This window comes from Chromobacterium sp. Beijing (genome assembly GCF_021496765.1).
GTDB lineage: Bacteria > Pseudomonadota > Gammaproteobacteria > Burkholderiales > Chromobacteriaceae > Chromobacterium.
Map to the genome: position 1 here is coordinate 2,243,564 of NZ_CP053750.1, position 17,649 is coordinate 2,261,212.

General features: G+C 64.4%; 17 protein-coding genes. 7 read left to right on the forward strand and 10 right to left on the reverse strand.

Annotated features, from left to right (window positions below; translation table 11 throughout):
- Nucleotides 1-10: 10 nt before the first annotated feature.
- The 4 genes from HQN78_RS10315 to HQN78_RS10330 all read right to left on the reverse strand — a co-directional run bounded on the left by HQN78_RS10315 (nt 11) and on the right by HQN78_RS10330 (nt 3,900).
- Nucleotides 11-1,375, reverse strand: coding sequence for an ABC transporter permease (locus HQN78_RS10315; protein ID WP_235089393.1), 1,365 nt, complete (start codon nt 1,373-1,375; stop codon nt 11-13).
- Nucleotides 1,372-2,064: an ABC transporter ATP-binding protein gene (locus HQN78_RS10320; RefSeq protein ID WP_235089395.1), complete on the reverse strand. Its 693-nt coding sequence runs from the start codon at nt 2,062-2,064 to the stop codon at nt 1,372-1,374. The genes HQN78_RS10315 and HQN78_RS10320 overlap by 4 nt, the downstream gene beginning before the upstream one ends.
- 354 nt (nt 2,065-2,418) lie before the next feature.
- Nucleotides 2,419-2,889, reverse strand: a complete 471-nt coding sequence (locus HQN78_RS10325; protein WP_146176693.1) for a hypothetical protein — start codon at nt 2,887-2,889, stop codon at nt 2,419-2,421.
- A 117-nt stretch (nt 2,890-3,006) separates the two neighbouring features.
- Nucleotides 3,007-3,900: a LysR family transcriptional regulator gene (locus HQN78_RS10330; RefSeq protein WP_235089397.1), complete on the reverse strand. Its 894-nt coding sequence runs from the start codon at nt 3,898-3,900 to the stop codon at nt 3,007-3,009.
- Between the two features lie 451 nt (nt 3,901-4,351).
- Here HQN78_RS10330 and HQN78_RS10335 point away from each other — a divergent pair, with 451 nt between their 5' ends.
- The 3 genes from HQN78_RS10335 to acs all read left to right on the forward strand — a co-directional run bounded on the left by HQN78_RS10335 (nt 4,352) and on the right by acs (nt 8,414).
- On the forward strand, nt 4,352-4,663 hold the full coding sequence (locus HQN78_RS10335) for a DUF485 domain-containing protein (RefSeq protein WP_107800215.1): 312 nt from the start codon (nt 4,352-4,354) through the stop codon (nt 4,661-4,663).
- Complete coding sequence (locus tag HQN78_RS10340) at nt 4,660-6,339, forward strand: cation acetate symporter (RefSeq protein WP_107800216.1); 1,680 nt, start codon at nt 4,660-4,662, stop codon at nt 6,337-6,339. The genes HQN78_RS10335 and HQN78_RS10340 overlap by 4 nt, the downstream gene beginning before the upstream one ends.
- Before the next feature lie 110 nt (nt 6,340-6,449).
- Nucleotides 6,450-8,414 (forward strand): acetate--CoA ligase, encoded by a 1,965-nt coding sequence (acs, locus tag HQN78_RS10345; protein WP_107800217.1) that lies wholly within the window; start codon nt 6,450-6,452, stop codon nt 8,412-8,414.
- Nucleotides 8,415-8,487: 73 nt separating this feature from the next.
- Here acs and HQN78_RS10350 read toward each other — a convergent pair whose 3' ends face one another.
- A complete protein-coding gene (locus tag HQN78_RS10350; RefSeq protein WP_107800218.1) occupies nt 8,488-10,377 on the reverse strand; it encodes a methyl-accepting chemotaxis protein in 1,890 nt (629 codons plus the stop codon).
- A gap of 232 nt (nt 10,378-10,609) precedes the next feature.
- Between HQN78_RS10350 and rsxB the strand changes: the two genes are divergently transcribed.
- The 4 genes from rsxB to rraA all read left to right on the forward strand — a co-directional run bounded on the left by rsxB (nt 10,610) and on the right by rraA (nt 14,103).
- On the forward strand, nt 10,610-11,305 hold the full coding sequence (gene rsxB / locus HQN78_RS10355; protein WP_235089400.1) for an electron transport complex subunit RsxB: 696 nt from the start codon (nt 10,610-10,612) through the stop codon (nt 11,303-11,305).
- Nucleotides 11,302-11,949 carry an endonuclease III gene (nth, locus tag HQN78_RS10360; protein ID WP_235089402.1) on the forward strand — a complete coding sequence of 216 codons (648 nt, stop codon included), beginning with the start codon at nt 11,302-11,304 and terminating at the stop codon, nt 11,947-11,949. Before rsxB ends, nth begins: the two co-directional genes overlap by 4 nt.
- Before the next feature lie 69 nt (nt 11,950-12,018).
- Nucleotides 12,019-13,500 (forward strand): DegQ family serine endoprotease, encoded by a 1,482-nt coding sequence (locus tag HQN78_RS10365; RefSeq protein WP_227107641.1) that lies wholly within the window; start codon nt 12,019-12,021, stop codon nt 13,498-13,500.
- 114 nt (nt 13,501-13,614) lie between these two features.
- Complete coding sequence (gene rraA, locus HQN78_RS10370; protein WP_227107638.1) at nt 13,615-14,103, forward strand: ribonuclease E activity regulator RraA; 489 nt, start codon at nt 13,615-13,617, stop codon at nt 14,101-14,103.
- A gap of 7 nt (nt 14,104-14,110) precedes the next feature.
- Here rraA and HQN78_RS10375 read toward each other — a convergent pair whose 3' ends face one another.
- The 5 genes from HQN78_RS10375 to HQN78_RS10395 form a co-directional block, all read right to left on the reverse strand.
- The gene (locus HQN78_RS10375) at nt 14,111-14,524 is read right to left on the reverse strand and encodes a GFA family protein (RefSeq protein WP_107801915.1); all 414 of its coding nucleotides are present in this window, start codon (nt 14,522-14,524) and stop codon (nt 14,111-14,113) included.
- A 226-nt stretch (nt 14,525-14,750) separates the two neighbouring features.
- The gene (gene panD / locus HQN78_RS10380; RefSeq protein ID WP_107800221.1) at nt 14,751-15,131 is read right to left on the reverse strand and encodes an aspartate 1-decarboxylase; all 381 of its coding nucleotides are present in this window, start codon (nt 15,129-15,131) and stop codon (nt 14,751-14,753) included.
- Between the two features lie 22 nt (nt 15,132-15,153).
- Nucleotides 15,154-15,987, reverse strand: coding sequence for a pantoate--beta-alanine ligase (gene panC / locus HQN78_RS10385; protein ID WP_107800222.1), 834 nt, complete (start codon nt 15,985-15,987; stop codon nt 15,154-15,156).
- 25 nt (nt 15,988-16,012) lie between these two features.
- Nucleotides 16,013-16,804, reverse strand: coding sequence for a 3-methyl-2-oxobutanoate hydroxymethyltransferase (panB, locus tag HQN78_RS10390; protein ID WP_107800223.1), 792 nt, complete (start codon nt 16,802-16,804; stop codon nt 16,013-16,015).
- 205 nt (nt 16,805-17,009) lie between these two features.
- The gene (locus tag HQN78_RS10395; protein ID WP_081545536.1) at nt 17,010-17,645 is read right to left on the reverse strand and encodes a deoxynucleoside kinase; all 636 of its coding nucleotides are present in this window, start codon (nt 17,643-17,645) and stop codon (nt 17,010-17,012) included.
- Between the last annotated feature and the right edge of the window lie 4 nt (nt 17,646-17,649).

A 17,649-nucleotide genomic window follows, 5' to 3' on the forward strand; every position in this document is an offset into this window, starting at 1 on the left:
CCATGCCAGCTCAGGCCTGCCTCAAGGTGTCGACGATGTTCCAGCGCGCCGCCCGGCGCGACGGCCACCACGACGATAGCAGCGCCACCGCCATCAAACCGCCCATGCACGAAGCCAGCAGCGGCGTCTCGCCCCAGACCCGGATCAGGATGGGGCTGGGATCCACCACGCCCGGAGGCAGCCAGCTCAGGCCGGCGCGGTTGATCAGCCAGGCCAGGCCCAGCGACAGCAGCAGGCCGCCCAAACCGCCGATGACGCCCAGCAGGGCGCCCTCGCACAAGAACAGCCGCTGGACGCCGCCGCGTCTCAGACCGATGGAGCGCAGCGCGCCGATTTCACGGGTGCGCTCCATCACCGCCATATTCATGGTGTTGCCGGTGGTGAACAGCGTCACGCTGGCGATCAGCGCCGCCATGAAGCCGAAAATGGCGCCGAACATGTCGACGATGCGCTCGTACAGCGGCTGCAGCGCGGCGAAATCGTGGGCCGCCAGCGGCTGCGCGCTCAAACCGGCTTGAAACAGCTGCTGCAGCCGCCGGCGCGCGGCCTCGATCTGCCCGCTGCTCTTCAGCTGCAGCAAGATCGCCGTCGCCATCGGCTCTCCCTCGCCGTACAGCAGCCGTTGCGCCTGCGACAGATGCAGGCCCACATAGACATCGTCCCATTCCCGAGCGCCCTGCCGCTCCACGCCCAACACCCGCAAGCGGGCGACGTTGGGCGCGCCGGCGGCGGTGGCCGTCAACAGTTCGATCCGCTTGCCGTCCGCCGCGCGCGCCGACCCGGTCAAGGCCGCCAGGTCCGGCGGCAGCCCCTCGCCTTCCGCCGCCGCCGCCGCGCAAGCCCGGTCGCCGTCGGACAGGCACAGCCCCAGAGTCTTGGCGACGCCGCCGCCCAGCACCGCGGCGTTGGCGTCGCTGCCAGTCAAGGCCATCGGCTTGGCCGCCTGGCGCAAACCGCGCGCGTCCCAGCGCAGCAAGCGGTTCTGGCCTTCGGGCTCGCTGCCTTGCGCCAGCACCGTGCGCGACGTGCCGCTGGCGTAATGGCCGGCGATGGCGCCCAGCGTCAAGGTCGGCGTGACGGCCGCCAACATGTCCTTCAGTTCCGGGTCCGACTCGATCTCGCGCTGGATGCGCCGGTAGTCGCGGATGCCGTAAGCGGCCGGGTTGCCGCTGCCGTATTGCAGATAATCGCGATGCTGCACCTGCAAATGGCCGAGCTTGCGGACAAAAGCCGTTTCCAGCCCGTACTGGACCGCGCGCTGATAGCCGCCGAACAACAGCACGCCCGCCATGCCCACCGCCATGGTCAAAGCGCTTGCCCAGGTGCGGCGGCGATTGCGCAATAGATTGCGCCAGGCCAGTTGCAGAACATTCATGCCGGCGCCTCCCCGGCGGCCAGCGCGCGGACCCGGCCGTCGCTGACCCGATAACGCTCGTCCGCCGCCGCGATCACCAGCGGATCGTGCGAGGAGAACACCACCGCCACGCCGCGCTCGCGCTGCAACTGCCTGAGCAGCGCCAGGATGGCGGCGCCGGTGCCGCTGTCCAGATTGGCGGTGGGCTCGTCGGCCAACACCAGCGCCGGCTCGTGCACCAGCGCGCGCGCAATCGCCACCCGCTGGCGCTGGCCGCCGGACAACTGGCCGGGCCGGTGCGCCGCCTTGTCCGCCAAGCCCACCGCCGCCAACATCTCCAGCGCCCGCGCTTTGCGCCGCGCCGCCGGCGCGCCTTGCAGCCGCAGCGGATATTCCACGTTTTCCAGCGCGGACAGCACCGGCAGCAAATTGAAGCTTTGAAACACAAAGCCCAGGTGGCGAGCGCGAAAATCGCTAAGCGCGTCGTCGCTCAAGGCCGCCATGCTCTGCCCGGCGACGACGACCTCGCCGCGGTCGGGCCGGTCCACGCCTCCCAGCAAATGCAAAATCGTGCTTTTCCCGCTGCCGGACGGCCCGGCCAAAACAGTGAATCGGGCGGCGGCCACTTTCAATTCCACATTGTGCAAAGCCGGCACTTCCACTTGGTCCATCCGGTATGTTTTAAATACGCCGCGCATTTCCGCCGCCATCGCCCGCTCCTTGAAAATCGGCGCCGTCCAATTTCGCGAAGCGTTTCAATGTCTGCCGCGCTGCGCAAAGCTTTGAACAGGTTCCACCACTGATACCGCTTGAATATACCTGAAAACCCGCTCTAAATTTTCAATTGAAAAACAAAGCAATAAACCAACAAAACGCCCGATGAATTAAAAAATTAAATTCTTAAATAAAACTCTAATTAATATTAAAAATCAAACCAAATACAGCCAGGCCACGCACTCCATGCAGTCCCGGCTTCAAATCAGACAGCGCCGCACTCGGTATAAAAACAAAATGCCTCGATGGATATCGAGGCATGGCGTGCGCTAGTGTTATGGGAAAGAGAATCAGGAGCGTTGTCGCTTCCACACCCGCCTGGCGTCGCAAGCGGCGCGCAAGGGCGTGGACGACAGGCTGGTGGCGGCGAAATGCCCCACTTGGCGGGAAACCTTGGACAAGGCGGTGCCGGACAGGCTGCCCACCTGCCAGGCGCGACACAGCGGGTGCAGCGAGGGCGCGTCGTCGCTGGCGGCGTCCAGCCTGGCCTGCACGTCGCGGTTCATCTCGGACAGCCAACGCTCGGTCAGCAACATCCAATCGCGCTGAGTATCCGCTTGCGCCTGCACCAGATTGGCGCCCACCAACAGGGTATCGTCCAGCCTGCGCTCCAAATCGCCCTGGGACATCGGATACGCCGGCGCAAAAGCCGACCACCAGACGATACAGGCCTCGTGCTGGGCGTCCAGCATGCGCTGCTGGCCGCGCTCCACTGCGCTGCGGTAACTCTCCATCGCGCCGATCAACCAACTACGGGTCATTGCCACTCCTCGATCAAACCCGGCGGGCCGCCTCGTCTCGCGGCAGCCGCCCTAAGCGCCTGCTTGCAAGGAAGGCGCCGCGGCCCTCGAAGACGCGCAGCGGATCACAAGCAGGTTCTAAGCCGCAACGGCGGGCAAACGCCACACCTGCAGCAATTCTTGCAACAAGGTTTCCAACACGGGATCGCCCGCCCGGTCCGCCGGGTAGACGAATTGCAACTCGGCCAATTTGCGCACATCCGGCAGCACTGTCAACCTGCCGGCGTCTTGCCAGGCCTGCGCCGCCTCTTCCCGCGCCAGCGCCACCCCCACCCCGGAGGCCACCAATTCAAGGATGGCGTCGAGATGATCGCACTCCGCTACCTTCTTAGGCGAAATGTTGAGTTCTCGCCACAACTCCGCGGTGATTTTGGAAAGACTGGAAAACTGCGAAATGCCTATCCACGGCAATTTGCCCAATTCCCTCAAGCCGCCGCCGGCCAAACGCGACGCCCAGCCGACGGGCAGGACGATGCGGAACGGCAATTCCGCCAACTTGACGGTGGAGACGTTCACATAGGGGTTTTTGCCCAGATAGAAGCCGGCGTCCAGTTCTTTCTTGCGCACCAGGTTCAGCACGTCCACGGTGACGCCGTGGCGCAATTGGATGTCCAGCAAGGGATAACGCTCCACCAGGCCCGCCACCCAGGGTCCGATCTTCAAGGTGTCTGGCGTCAAGGTGACGCCTATCCGCGCCTTGCCTGACAACTGGCCCTTCAATTGCCGCGCGTGGTTGATGATGCCGCTGGCCGCGCCCAGTATCGCCTGCGCCTGCGGCAACAATTCCTGGCCGGTCCGGGTCAGCGACACCCCGCCCGCGCTGCGTTCGAACAATTGCATGCCCACTTCTTCTTCCAGGGCCTTGATTTGCGCGGTGACCGCCGGCTGCGACAGGTGCAGCAATTCGGCGGCCTGTGTCAGGTGCCCTTGCTGGGCGACGGTGACAAAGGTGCGCAACTGATAGATTTCCATGTTCTCCCCTGACTTGGATGCTTGGCGGCGGGCCGGATCGCCGTACGCGGCAGGCATGGGCGGCATGATGGCGGGTCTGCGGCGGATGCGGCGGCCTGAGCTAAGCCCGGCCGATGATGGTTTTCTCTTGTGCGAGCCATTTTCGGCGCAATGCCGGCTAAATAACAAGCGCTTTATGCCCCGCCGCCGGCCCCGCCAAGCATTTGCGGCAAGGCGCGCCGCGGCGGCGACGTCCGGTCCGGGCCTGGATTTTTTGGTTCGATCAGCCCTATTTCGCCGCCGAATTAAGAGCAAAAATTCTAATTCAAGCTATTGATTTTATTTATTTTTTGCACTGCATCATCGGCCTGAATAATTTTCCGCATCAAAAAAAGCGATTAGATTCGCCTCCGTCACCTCCCTTATGTTTTCAGCAGCGACAACCCAAGTCGCGACCACAAAGGAGGATGCAATGAACGAGGACATACTCAAGAAAGTGCAGTCCAACCCCAAATTCAAGGAACTGGTGCACAAGAAAACCAGCCTGGGTTGGCAGCTCACCCTAGTCATGCTGGTCATCTACTACGGCTTCATCCTGGTGCTGGCGTTCTCGCCGGCCACGCTGGGCCATCCCGTCAGCGCGGGCGCCACCATGACGGTGGGCATTCCCATCGGCGTGCTGATCATCGTCTCGGCCTTCGCGCTGACCGGCATCTATGTGCGCCGCGCCAACACCGAGTTCGATCTGCTCAACCAGCAAATCGTCGAGGAGTCCAAACAATGAAGCAACGCGTCTTGCAACTGGCCTGCGTCTCCGGCCTTCTGCTGCCCTCCTTGGCCATGGCGGCCGGGGCCATTGAGGGCGATGTCAAGCAACAGGCCACCAACTGGCACGCCATCATCATGTTCCTGCTCTTCGTGGCCTTCACTCTGGGCGTCACGTATTGGGCTGCGCGCCGCACCAAGTCCGCCAGCGACTTTTATGCGGCCGGCGGCGGCATCACCGGTTTCCAGAATGGTCTCGCCATCGCCGGCGACTATATGTCCGCCGCGTCCTTCCTCGGCATTTCCGCGATGGTGTTCGAAAAAGGCTACGACGGCCTGATCTATTCGATGGGCTTCCTGGTGGGCTGGCCCGTCATCCTATTTCTGGTGGCGGAACGCCTGCGCAATCTGGGCAAATACACTTTCGCCGACGTCGCCTCCTACCGCTTGCAACAGACGCCGGTGCGCAGCTTCGCCGCCACCTCCACCCTGGTGGTGGTCGCCATCTACCTGATTGCGCAGATGGTGGGCGCCGGCAAGCTGATCCAGCTCTTGTTCGGCATGAGCTATAGCTCGGCGGTGTTGATGGTGGGCGTGCTGATGGTGTGCTACGTGCTGTTCGGCGGCATGCTGGCCACCACCTGGGTGCAAATCATCAAGGCGGTGCTGCTGCTCTCCGGCGCCACCTTCATGGCCATCATGGTGCTGGCCACCGTGGGTTTCAGCCCGGAAGTCATGTTTGAAAAAGCGGTGGCCGCGCATAGCAAGGGCGTCGCCATCATGGCGCCGGGCAAGGCCGATCCGATCGACTCCATTTCCCTGGGCCTGGCGCTGATGTTCGGCACCGCCGGCCTGCCGCACATCCTGATGCGCTTCTTCACCGTGTCCGACGCCAAGGAAGCGCGCAAATCGGTGTTCTTCGCCACCGGCTTCATCGGCTATTTCTACATCCTCACCTTCATCATCGGCTTCGGCGCCATCATGCTGGTGCTGAACCAGCCGGGCATGATGGAAACCGTGGTCAAGAACGGCAAATCCGTCACCCAGCTGATCGGCGGCAACAATATGGCGGCGGTGCACCTGGCCGAGGCCGTGGGCGGCGACATGTTCCTGGGCTTCATCTCCGCGGTGGCCTTCGCCACCATCCTGGCGGTGGTGGCCGGCCTGGCGCTGTCCGGCGCGTCGGCGGTGTCGCACGATCTGTACGCCAGCGTGATCAAGAAGGGCAAGGCCAACGAGGCCGACGAGATCCGCGTGTCCAAGATCACCACCGTGGTGTTGGGCGTGGTGGCCATCGTGCTGGGCCTGGTGTTCGAAAAACAGAACATCGCCTTCATGGTGGGCCTGGCCTTCTCCATCGCCGCCTCGGCCAACTTCCCGGTGCTGTTCCTCTCCATGTTCTGGAAGGGGCTGACCACGCGCGGCGCGGTGATCGGCGGCTTCATCGGCCTGTTGTCGGCGGTGGTGCTGATCGTGCTGGGCCCGACGGTCTGGGTGGAGGTGCTCAAGCACGAGCACGCGGTGTTCCCGTACAAGAACCCGGCCATCTTCTCGATGACTCTGGCCTTCGTTTCCACCTGGCTGATCTCGGTGCTGGACAAGTCCCGCCAGGCCGACGAGGAAAAAGCCAAGTTCGAAGCCCAGTTCGTGCGCGCGATGACCGGCATCGGCGCGTCCGGGGCCTCCAAACATTGACAATGACATAAGGCCGGACCGAGGATGTCGGCCTGCCTTTACAACCCACCGCGCCGCTCCAGCGGTTCCGGAGCGGCGGCATCGCTACACCGTTAATCCAGGAGAAGTTTATGTCCACGCTAGAATCCGTCCTCAAGGAAACCCGCAGCTTTCCGCCTTCCGACGATTTCCGCCAAAAGGCGACGATCTCCGGCATCGAGGCGTACCACACGCTGTGCGAGCAGGCGGACGCCGATTACCTGTCGTTCTGGGGCGATCTGGCGCGCGATCAGATCTCCTGGAAAAAACCGTTCACCCGCGTGCTGGACGATAGCCAGGCGCCGTTCTTCAAGTGGTTCGACGACGGCGTGCTCAATGTTTCCTACAACTGCCTGGACCGCCACCTGGCGGTCAACGCCAACCGCATCGCGCTGATTTTCGAAGCCGACGACGGCGCGGTCACCCGCGTCACTTACGCCGAGCTGCACCGCCGCGTCTGCCAGTTCGCCAACGGCCTGAAGAGCCTGGGCGTGAGCAAGGGCGACCGCGTGGTGATTTACATGCCGATGGTGATCGAGGCCGTCGTGGCGATGCAGGCCTGCGCCCGCATCGGCGCCATCCACTCCGTGGTGTTCGGCGGCTTTTCCGCCGGCGCGGTGCGCGACCGCGTCCAGGACGCCGGCGCCAAGCTGGTGATCACCGCCAACGAAGGCCTGCGCGGCGGCAAGAGCGTGCCGCTGAAGGCCACGGTGGACGAAGCGCTGGCGATGGACGGCTGCGACAGCGTCAAACACGTGGTCGCCTACCAGCGCACCCAGAACGAGGTGGCCTGGAGCGAGGGCCGCGACGTGTGGTGGCATCAATTGGTCAGCGGCCAGCCGGAACAATGCGAACCGGAGTGGATGAACGCCGAGGATCCTCTGTTCATCCTCTACACCTCCGGCTCCACCGGCAAACCCAAGGGCATCCAGCACAGCAGCGCCGGCTATCTGCTGGGCGCGGCCAACAGTTTCCGCTGGGTGTTCGACTACAAGCCCAACGACGTGTTCTGGTGCACCGCCGACGTGGGCTGGATCACCGGCCACAGCTATATCTGCTACGGCCCGCTGGCCAACGGCGCCACCCAGGTCATCTTCGAGGGCGTGCCCACCTACCCGGACGCCTCCCGCTTCTGGCGCATGATAGAACAGCACAAGGTCAGCATTTTCTACACCGCGCCCACCGCCATCCGCTCGCTGATCAAGCTGGGCGCGGACCTGCCCAAGCAGCACGATCTGTCCAGCCTGCGCCTGCTCGGCACCGTGGGCGAGCCGATCAACCCCGAGGCCTGGATCTGGTATCACGAAACCGTGGGCGGCGGCCGCTGCCCGATTGTCGACACCTGGTGGCAGACCGAGACCGGCTCCATCCAGATCTCGCCGCTGCCGGGCGCCGTGGCCACCAAACCCGGCTCGTGCACGCTGCCGCTGCCGGGCATCATGGCCGACATCGTCGATGAGTCCGGCGCTCAGGTGGACCCGGGCCGCGGCGGCTTCCTGGTGATCAAGAAGCCCTTCCCCAGCCTGGTGCGCACCATCTGGAACGATCCGGAACGCTTCAAGAAAACCTATTTCCCGGAAGAGTTCAACGGCCAATACTATCTGGCCGGCGACTCCGCCAACCGCGACGAGAACGGCTATTTCTGGATCATGGGCCGCATCGACGACGTGCTGAACGTGTCCGGCCACCGCCTGGGCACCATGGAGATAGAATCCGCGCTGGTGGCCAATCCGCTGGTGGCGGAGGCCGCCGTGGTCGGCAAGCCGCACGAGGTCAAGGGCGAGGCGGTGGTGGCCTTCGTGGTGCTCAAGGGCGCTCGCCCTCAGGGCGAGGAAGCCAAGAAAGTGGCGGCCGAGCTGAAAAACTGGGTGGCGCACGAAATCGGCAAGATCGCCCAGCCGGACGATATCCGTTTCGGCGAGAACCTGCCCAAGACCCGCTCCGGCAAGATCATGCGCCGCCTGCTGCGTTCCATCGCCAAGGGCGAGGAAATCACCCAGGACGTGTCCACGCTGGAAAACCCGCAAATCCTGCAACAGCTGCAACAGCCGCTATAAACGCCGGATTCGCCGCGCCGGAGCCGCCATGCGGCTCCGGCTTTTTCATGCCTCCCGCCTATCCGTCCCAGCGCTACTCCAGCCGGAAGCGCGCGATCATCTCGTCCTGTTCGGCCACGTCGGCGGCGGTGCCCTGGCAATGCCGCAACTGCACTTGCGCCGCGTCGCTGACGCGCTGGCCGATGTGCTGAATGCTGCCCGCGCTGTCGTTGATGTCCCGCGTCATCTGGCTTTGGCGGCTCACCGCGCCGGCGATGTCGCTGTTCTTGGCGTTGATGTCGGAGATCACGTCCCGGATGCGCGTCAGCATCTCGCTGATCTGCTCGGCGTCCTTCACCGTGTTGCTGGCGCAATCGCGGCTTTCGTCCATCTTGTCCCGGGCCTCGTTCACGCCGCGCTGCAGTTGCTCAATCATGCTGCGGATCTCCTGCGTCGCCTCCTGGGTTTGCGAAGCCAGTTTGCGCACCTCGTCCGCCACCACGGCGAAGCCGCGTCCCATTTCCCCCGCCCGCGCCGCTTCGATCGCGGCGTTCAGCGCCAGCAGATTGGTCTGCTCGGCCACGCCGGTGATCACTCTGACGATGGATTCGATGTTCTTGCTGAATTCGGCCAGTTCGTTCATGGACAGCGAGGTCTGCTCCAGGGTGTCGGCCAAACGCCGTATCGCCTGGCTGGACTGCGTCACCAGCGCCATCCGGCTGCCGGTTTCCTCGTGCGCCTGCCTCGCGGCCTCGGCCACCGCGCCGGCGTTGGACGTCATTTCGCCGGACGCCTCCGCCATCTGGCCGATGGACGCCACCAGTTGCTCCAGTTCTCTTTGCAGACGGCTGGCCTCGCCGCTGCTCTGCTGCGCCTCTTCCGCGCTTTGCTCGGCGCCATGGTGGACGCGCGTGGAAATCTGGCGGATATCGCCGATCAGCCGCTGCAGATAAGCGATGAAGCGGTTCAACTCCTTCGCCACCTCGCCGAATTCGTCGCGGGAGCTTTCGTCTATGCGCCGCGTCAGATCGCCGTTGCCGCTGTTGAGCTCGGTCAGCGACTGCTTGAGCTGCTGCAAGGGGCGCCGCAGGATCTGCTGCATCAGGGTGCTGAGGATGACCATGCTCAGCAGCACGCCTATCACCGCGCCCCAAAAGCCGCGCCAGCCTATCTGCTTGGCCTCGGCCATCACCTTGCCCTCGTCCAGCACCACGCCCACCAGCCACTTGGCCGGCTGCAGATGCGACAGCGGTTGAAACGCCACCATCAGGCGCTGCTCGTTGACCTCCACCTCCTGCACCTTGCCGTCCAGGGCCGGCGCTTTGCCGCCGAACAACTCCGCAACGCTCTTGCCGTTCAGCTTGGCGTCCGGGTGGCTGATGATTTTGCCGTCGGCGGACAGCAGGAAGGCGTAGCCCGCGCCGTTGAAGGTGGCGGTGTTCAGCGCGTCCGAAACCGACTTCAGGCTGAGGTCGCCGCCGAAAGCGCCCTTGAACGCGCCCTTGTCGGTCAGCTTGGCCACCGCCGAAATCAGGATCTCGCCGGACGCGGCGTCGGGATAGGGATCGGTCAGGCCGACGCCGGCGGCCGCCTTGGCCACCGGATACCATGGCCGCTTGCGGGCGTCCCAGGTGGGCGGGGGATTCCAGGACGGATCGTTGGAGATTCTCTTGCCGTCGCTGTCCAAGCCGCCAAACACCAGCTTGAACTCGTTCTTGAGCATGGGCCGCTGGAAAACCTCCAAAATGCGCTCGTTGCTGAAACCGGCGTCTATGGTCTCCGACATCAGCTGGATCTGAGCCAGCTTGCCGTTCAACCAATTGGCGATCTGCTCGGCCAGCACCTGGCTGGTCTGGGTCACTTCCTGCTCTTTACCCGCGCGTATGCTGTCCGCAACGCTCAGGTATTGCATCCAGGACAGGGTCGACAAGGTCACGGCCAGCACCAGCGCGGAAATCAGGCCGGCTTTGTGAGCGATTTTCATGGCGGGCGGTCCGGAAAAGTGAGTATTTTCACCATAGCGCACCCGCGCGCCGCTCCAAGCCCCGCCGCTTTGTTTTTTACGAAAATCGCGCGCCGCGCCCCCGGCGACGCCGGATTCCCCGCTTCAAGCGCGCGCGCCGGCAAGGACCTCCCGAAGCCTAGTCCGCGCCGGGAGTTGAAGCCGCGGCCCCTAGCGTCGATAATTAGCGGTTTTTGAAGCGGAATCCCACAGCATGCCCGTGATCACACTCGTCGAAAGGATAGACGCCCTACTGCCCCAGACCCAGTGCGGACAATGCAGCCACGCCGGCTGCCGCCCGTATGCGGAGGCGCTGGCGGAAGGCCGCGATCCGATCAACCGCTGCCCGCCGGGCGGCGACGACGGCATCCGGGCGCTGGCGGAACTGCTGGGCCGGGACATCATTCCCTTCGCCGCCGACGGCCCGCAGCCCAAGCCGCGCGCGCTGGCCGTGATACGCGAAGACAGTTGCATCGGCTGTACCCTGTGCATCCAGGCCTGTCCGGTGGACGCCATCGTCGGCGCCGCCAAGCAGATGCACACCGTCATCGCCGCCGAATGCACCGGCTGCGAACTGTGCCTGGCGCCCTGTCCGGTGGACTGCATCGACCTGGAGCCGGTGGCCGACCCGGCCGACGGCGAGCGCGAGCGGCTCATGGCCCGCGCCGCCCAGGCCCGCGTCCGTTATGAACGGCGGCAGGCGCGCAAAGCGCGCGATCAGGCGGACAAGGCCAGACGCCTGGCCGAGCGCGCGGCGGTGAACGCGGCGCCGGCCTCCCCCGCCGCCGCGCCGACCGTTTCCGCCGCGCCCGCGCCGGCGGCCGACAAGAACGAATTGATCCGCAAGGCGATGGAGCGCGCCGCCGCCATGCGCGCCGCCCGCGAACAAGCAGACAAGGACAAGCCGTGAACGCCGTCAAACGCAAAGAAATCTTCACCCGCCTGCGCAACGCCAATCCGCATCCCACCACCGAGCTGGAATACAGCAGCCCGTTCGAACTGCTGATCTCGGTGCTGTTGTCGGCTCAGGCCACCGACGTCGGCGTCAACAAGGCCACGCGCCGGCTCTATCCGGTGGCCAATACGCCGGCGGCCATGCTGGCGCTGGGCGAGGAATCGCTGGCCAACTTCATCAAGACCATAGGCTTGTACAAGACCAAGGCCAGGAACGTGATCGCCACCTGTCACCTGCTGCTGGAAAAGCACGGCGGCGAGGTGCCGCAAACCCGCGAGGCGCTGGAGGCGCTGCCCGGCGTCGGCCGCAAAACGGCCAATGTGGTGCTCAACACCGCCTTCGGCCAGCCCACCATCGCGGTGGACACCCATATTTTCCGGGTGTCCAACCGCACCCGGATCGCGCCCGGCAAAGACGTGCGAGAAGTCGAGGATAAACTGGTAAAATACATCCCCGACGAATTCAAAGTCGATGCGCATCACTGGCTGATCCTGCTCGGACGCTATGTCTGCAAAGCCAGAAAACCGGAATGCGAGCGCTGCGTCATTGCCGACCTCTGCGAATATCCGGCAAAAACCGTTATGATTAAAGACAACTGAATCAAATACTGGAAAAACTCCGGTTCCGCCCTTATTTTCCGCATAGACATCAACCTAAAAGGATAGCCTGTGACAACGTATCTGCGCACCCTGGTTGGCGCCTTGCTCGCAGCCTCGTTGCTGTCCGGCTGCGACAAGGTCGAGCGCTTCTTCAAAGGCAACTCCCAGCCCGCGCCGGTCGCCATTCCCGCGCAACAGGATGGCCGCGTCGCCATGTTGCTGCCGGACTTCACTCAATTGGTCAGCCGCGATGGACCGGCGGTGGTGAATATCCAGGCCAGCCGCGAAGACAGCGGGGCCTCCCAACCCAGCAATCTGCCGATTCCGGTGCCGGAAGACGATCCGCTGTACGACTTCTTCCGCCGCTTCATCCCCAATCATCCGCCTCAGCGCGAACAGCCGCAGGAAGAAAGCGTCTCCTTCGGCTCCGGCTTCATCATCAGCGCCGACGGCTACATCCTGACCAACGCCCATGTGGTGGCGGACAGCCAGCAGGTCAAGGTGATGCTGACCGACAAGCGCGAACTGCGCGCCAAGCTGGTCGGCGTGGACAAGCGCACCGACGTGGCGCTGCTGAAAGTGGCGGCGGCGGATCTGCCGGTGGTCAAGATCGGCAGCCCGGCGGACTTGAAAGTCGGCGAATGGGTGGCCGCCATCGGCGCGCCCTTCGGCTTCGACAACACCGTCACCGCCGGCATCGTCTCGGCCAAGGGCCGCAGCCTGCCGGACGAAAACTTCGTCCCCTTCATCCAGACCGACGTGGCGATCAACCCCGGCAACTCCGGCGGTCCGCTGTTCAATCTGCGCGGCGAAGTGGTGGGCATCAACTCGCAGATCTACAGCCGTTCCGGCGGCTTCATGGGCATCTCCTTCGCCATCCCCATCGATTTGGCGATGAGCGTGGTCGACCAGCTCAAGGCCAAGGGCAAGGTCAGCCGCGGCCAGCTGGGCATCAATATCCAGGAAGTCACCCAGGAGCTGGCGCAGTCCTTCGGTCTGCAGCGCCCCAGCGGCGCGCTGGTGGTGCGCGTCGATCCCAAGGGACCGGCCGCTCGCGCCGGCCTGCAGGCCGGCGACATCATCCTGAAACTGGACGGCAAGTCCATAGAAAGCTCCAAGGATCTGCCGGTGCTGGTCGGCTCGCTGCAGCCGGGCACCAAGATCAAGCTGACGGTGTGGCGCAAGGGCGTGGAAAAGGATCTGGAAGCCACGCTGGCGGAACTGGCGCAGGAAGCGCCGAGCGCGCAGCAGTCTCAGGAAGAAAGCTCGCCGCAAGGCTTCCAGTTCGGCAAACTGGGTCTGACGCTCAGCGAGCTGACGCCGAACCAGCGCTCGGAGCTGGGCGTGCGCGGCGGCCTGCTGATCCAGAAGGCGCAAGGTCCGGCCGCTCGTTCCGGCCTGCAGGCCGGCGACGTGATCCTGGGCTTGAACCAGGTGGAAGTCTCCACCATCGCCAACTTCGAAAAAGCGCTGGCCAGCGCCAAGGGCCATATCGCCTTGTTGGTGCGCCGCAACGAGGCCGTGTTGTTCGTGCCCTTGCGGCTGGAATAAGCGTCGTCTCGACCCGCATTGCCCAAAGCCGCCGTCAGGCGGCTTTTTCATTTTGATGGCATACCGCCCGCGCTGTTAGGATTGAGCTTTCGCGTCCGCCACAGGAGAGCCGCCATGGACTTTCACACCGCCGATCTATGCGATCAGTTCGACGAACAATTGCAGGTATTGACGCCCTCGCTGCAACGCTACGGCGGCCAGGCCCGATTTTTCGGCCGCATCGAAACCCTGAAGCTGTTCGAGGACAATAGCCTGGTGCGGGAGGCGCTGAGTCAGCACGGCGCCGGCAAGGTCTTGGTGGTGGACGGCGGCGGCTCGCTGCGCTGCGCGCTGCTGGGCGACCAATTGGGCGTGCTGGCGGTGGCCAACGGCTGGGCCGGCGTGGTGATCAACGGCTGCATCCGCGACTCCGCCGCCCTGAACAAGCTGGCGCTGGGCATACGCGCGCTGGGCACCCACCCGCGCAAATCGGTGAAGCGCGGCGAAGGCCAGCGCAATCTGAGCGTGGAGTTCGGCCAGACGCGTTTCAGCCCCGGGCACTGGCTGTACGCCGACGAAGACGGCGTGGTGGTCTCCCCCGGCGCGCTGCATCAAACCAAGTGACCGCGCCTCAGGCCTCGCTGCGTTGATAGACGGGCAGTTCCTGTTGCGCGGCGGGGCTGCCCCAGGGCAGGTGCTGCTCCCACCAGATATGGCCGGCCGGCGCCACCCGCTCCGGGTGGTCCAGCGAGGACACGGTGATGTCGAGCTCCTCCGGGTCCGACTCATGGCGATACGTCAGGGTGGAGCCGCAATGCGGGCAGAAACCGCGGCTGACCGCGGCCGAGGAGTGATACAGCACCGGCTTTTCCCCGCGCCAGTCCAGATCGGCCACGCGTACGGTGAACCAGGTGACGAAGGCCGCGCCGCTGGCGCGACGACAGCTTTTGCAATGGCAATGCACCACATCGTAAGGCTCGGCGCGCAAACGGTAACGCACTGCGCCGCATAAGCAGCCCCCGGTCAGATTCTGGCCTGCGCTCATGATGCCTCCCTCGCTGCTGGATTGACGATGGATCAGGAAGCGGTTGCCGGGCCGGCTCAAGCCGGCAGCCAGACAACGCCGCTTTTTAAATATGATTCACCGCCTGCGCCAGCGCCAAGCGCCAAGCCGAAATAAACCGGCTCCGGCCCCGGAATGGATGCTGTGCTGCAACAAAAAAACAACGGCCGCCCTAAGGCGGCCGCTGGCTGGCGAAACCGGAAGCGGATCAGGCCGCCTGCGTCGGGGTCGCGCCCTTGACCTCGGTCATCTGGTTGCCGGCGTCCACGAACACCAGCTTGGGCTGGTGATCCTTCAGCTCGGCGGCCTCGTACTGGGCGAAAGACGCGATGATCAGCAAATCCCCCGGCGCGGCGCGGCGCGCGGCGGAGCCGTTGACCGAGATAGTGCCGGAGCCGCGCTCGGCCTTGATCGCGTAAGTGGCGAAGCGCTCGCCGTTGGTGACGTTCCAGATCTGCACTTCTTCGTATTCCAGAATGTCGGCCGCTTCCAGCAGGTTCTCGTCGATGGCGCAGGAGCCGATATAGTGCAACTCGCTGTGCGTGGTGGTTACCCGGTGAAGCTTGGATTTGAGCATATTGCGCTGCATGATTGCATCCTTCGTCCGCTGATCAGCGGAACACTTCGATGTTGTCGATCAGGCGGGTGCGCCCCAGTCGGGCGGCCGCCAGCACCACCAGGCGTTTTTCGCCGGCGTGCGCCACCGCCAGGGTGTCGGCCTGGCGAATTTCCACGTAATCCACGGTCCAGCCGGCTTGGGCCAGATCGTCGCGCGCGCCCTGCTCCAGCGCCGCGTAATCATTGTCGCCGTCCTGCAGCCGCTGTCGCACCTGCGTCAGATTGCGATACAGGCGCGGCGCCTCGGCGCGCTCTTCCGCGCTCAGATAGCCGTTGCGCGAGGACAGCGCCAGGCCGTCGTCGGCGCGGCCGGTGTCCACCGGCACAATCTCGATCGGCGAGTTCAAATCCTCCACCATCGCGCGGATCACGTGCAGCTGCTGGAAATCCTTCTTGCCGAAACAGGCCAGGTCCGGCTGCACGATGTTGAACAACTTGGTCACCACGGTGGCGACGCCGCGGAAGTGGCCGGGACGGAAGGCGCCGCACAGCTCGTTCTGGATATTCGGCGGCTCCACGTTGAAGTCCTGGCGCACGCGCGGATACAGCTCCTGTTCCTCGGGGAAGAACAAGGCGTCCACGCCGGCGGCGCGCAGCTTGTCGCAATCGGCGTCGAAGGTGCGCGGATAGGCGCCGAAGTCTTCGCCCTGGCCGAACTGCAGCCGATTGACGAAGATGCTGACCACCACTTTGTCGGCGCGCTCGCGCGCCGCCTTGACCAGGGCCAGATGGCCGGCATGCAGATTGCCCATGGTGGGCACGAAGGCGAGCTTGCCCGCCTGGCGACGCCAGGCGCGCATCTGCGCCACGGTACGAATGATTTCCATTGCTTGATGTCCTGGACCGGGCCGATCAGAAAGTATGTTCCGCCGCCGGGAAGGACTTGTCCTTCACCGCCTGCACATAGGCCTGCACCGCGCCCTGGATGCTGCCCGCCTGGTTCATGAAGTCCTTGACGAAGCGCGCCTTCTTGCCCGGATACACGCCCAGCATGTCGTGCAGCACCAGCACCTGGCCGGACACGTCGACGCCGGCGCCTATGCCTATGGTGGGCACGGAAATCGACTCGGTGATCTCGCGCGCCAGCTCGGCCGGCACGCACTCCATCAGCACCAGGCTGGCGCCGGCCTCGGCGTGCGCCTTGGCGTCGTTGACGATGCGGCGCGCGTCTTCCTCGCTCTTGCCCTGCACCCGATAGCCGCCGAAGGTGTTGACGAACTGCGGCGTCAGGCCGATGTGGGCGCACACCGGCACGCCGCGCTCCACCAGGAAGCGGGTGGTGTCGGCCATATAGGCGCCGCCCTCCAGCTTCACCATGTGCGCTCCGGCCTGGATGATGCGGGCGGCGTGGGCGAACGCCTGCTGCGGACTTTCCTGATAGGCGCCGAACGTCATGTCGCCCAGCACCATCGCCTGCTTGGCGCCCCGCGCCACGCAACGCACGTGATAGAGCATTTCCTCCTCGGCCACCGGCAGCGTGGAATCTATGCCCTGCACCACCATGCCCAACGAATCCCCCACCAGCAGAATTTCCACGCCGGCCTGTTCCAGCAAGGCGGCGAAGCTGGCGTCGTAACAGGTCAGCATGGCGATCTTCTGCCCTTCCTGCGCCATTTTCTGCAGGGTGTTGACGGTAATTTTCATGCCCGTTCTTCCTCGTTTCAGTCGTCCGTATCGACCGGCGGGACGCCTAGAACCCGCTTACGATCTGCTGCGCCTCAGGAAGGTCGCGCGGCGAGTGCGGCGTCGAAACGCGCGGACGGGGCTGGGCCCTTCCGCCGTCTCGGCCGCAAGGCCGTCACTCGTCCTGGCTCGCATCATCGCAAACCGGCTCTGAGCGCTCAGCGGCTCAGACGCTCTTGTTGAAATAGTTGCGCTGGCCTCGCGCCTCGCTGATGCAGCGGATCAGCAGTTCGAAGTCCTCGTCGCCGTCGACCAGATTCAGATGATCGGTATTGACGATCAGCAACGGCGCGGCCTCGTACTGATGGAAAAACTCGCTATAGGCCTGATGCACGCGCTTCAGATAGCCTTCCGGGAAATTGACTTCGTACTCCGCCGCCCGCGCGGCCACCCGGCTCAGCAGGTTCTCTTCGGAAGCCTGCAGATAAATCACCAGATCCGGCACCGGATGCTCGGGCATCGCCAGCCCCGCCAGGCGCTTGTATAGCGCCAGCTCGGCCTCGTCCAGATTGATCTTGGCGAACAGCGCGTCTTTTTCGAACAGGAAGTCCGACACCAACGGGCTGGCCAGCAGTTCGCCGTCCAGCATGCTCTTGGCCATCTCGGCGCGTTGCAGCATGAAGGACAGCTGGGTGGACAGGCCGTGGGCCGGCAAGTTGCGGTAGAAGCGCGGCAGGAAGGGGTTGGCGGCGGGATCTTCCGCCAGCAGGCGCACGCCCCAGTATTCCGACAGTCGGCGCGCCAGAGAGGATTTGCCCGCGCCGATCGGCCCTTCGACCACGACATAACGCAATTGACTCATCGCT

Excerpts from the sequence above, each read along its gene's own strand:
- HQN78_RS10315 (WP_235089393.1), bottom strand. The coding sequence starts at position 1,375 with ATGAATGTTCTGCAACTGGCCTGGCGCAATCTATTGCGCAATCGCCGC.
- HQN78_RS10320 (WP_235089395.1), bottom strand. The coding sequence starts at position 2,064 with ATGGCGGCGGAAATGCGCGGCGTATTTAAAACATACCGGATGGACCAA.
- HQN78_RS10325 (WP_146176693.1), bottom strand. The coding sequence starts at position 2,889 with ATGACCCGTAGTTGGTTGATCGGCGCGATGGAGAGTTACCGCAGCGCA.
- HQN78_RS10330 (WP_235089397.1), bottom strand. The coding sequence starts at position 3,900 with ATGGAAATCTATCAGTTGCGCACCTTTGTCACCGTCGCCCAGCAAGGG.
- HQN78_RS10335 (WP_107800215.1), top strand. The coding sequence starts at position 4,352 with ATGAACGAGGACATACTCAAGAAAGTGCAGTCCAACCCCAAATTCAAG.
- HQN78_RS10340 (WP_107800216.1), top strand. The coding sequence starts at position 4,660 with ATGAAGCAACGCGTCTTGCAACTGGCCTGCGTCTCCGGCCTTCTGCTG.
- acs (WP_107800217.1), top strand. The coding sequence starts at position 6,450 with ATGTCCACGCTAGAATCCGTCCTCAAGGAAACCCGCAGCTTTCCGCCT.
- HQN78_RS10350 (WP_107800218.1), bottom strand. The coding sequence starts at position 10,377 with ATGAAAATCGCTCACAAAGCCGGCCTGATTTCCGCGCTGGTGCTGGCC.
- rsxB (WP_235089400.1), top strand. The coding sequence starts at position 10,610 with ATGCCCGTGATCACACTCGTCGAAAGGATAGACGCCCTACTGCCCCAG.
- rraA (WP_227107638.1), top strand. The coding sequence starts at position 13,615 with ATGGACTTTCACACCGCCGATCTATGCGATCAGTTCGACGAACAATTG.
- HQN78_RS10375 (WP_107801915.1), bottom strand. The coding sequence starts at position 14,524 with ATGAGCGCAGGCCAGAATCTGACCGGGGGCTGCTTATGCGGCGCAGTG.
- panD (WP_107800221.1), bottom strand. The coding sequence starts at position 15,131 with ATGCAGCGCAATATGCTCAAATCCAAGCTTCACCGGGTAACCACCACG.
- panC (WP_107800222.1), bottom strand. The coding sequence starts at position 15,987 with ATGGAAATCATTCGTACCGTGGCGCAGATGCGCGCCTGGCGTCGCCAG.
- panB (WP_107800223.1), bottom strand. The coding sequence starts at position 16,804 with ATGAAAATTACCGTCAACACCCTGCAGAAAATGGCGCAGGAAGGGCAG.
- HQN78_RS10395 (WP_081545536.1), bottom strand. The coding sequence starts at position 17,645 with ATGAGTCAATTGCGTTATGTCGTGGTCGAAGGGCCGATCGGCGCGGGC.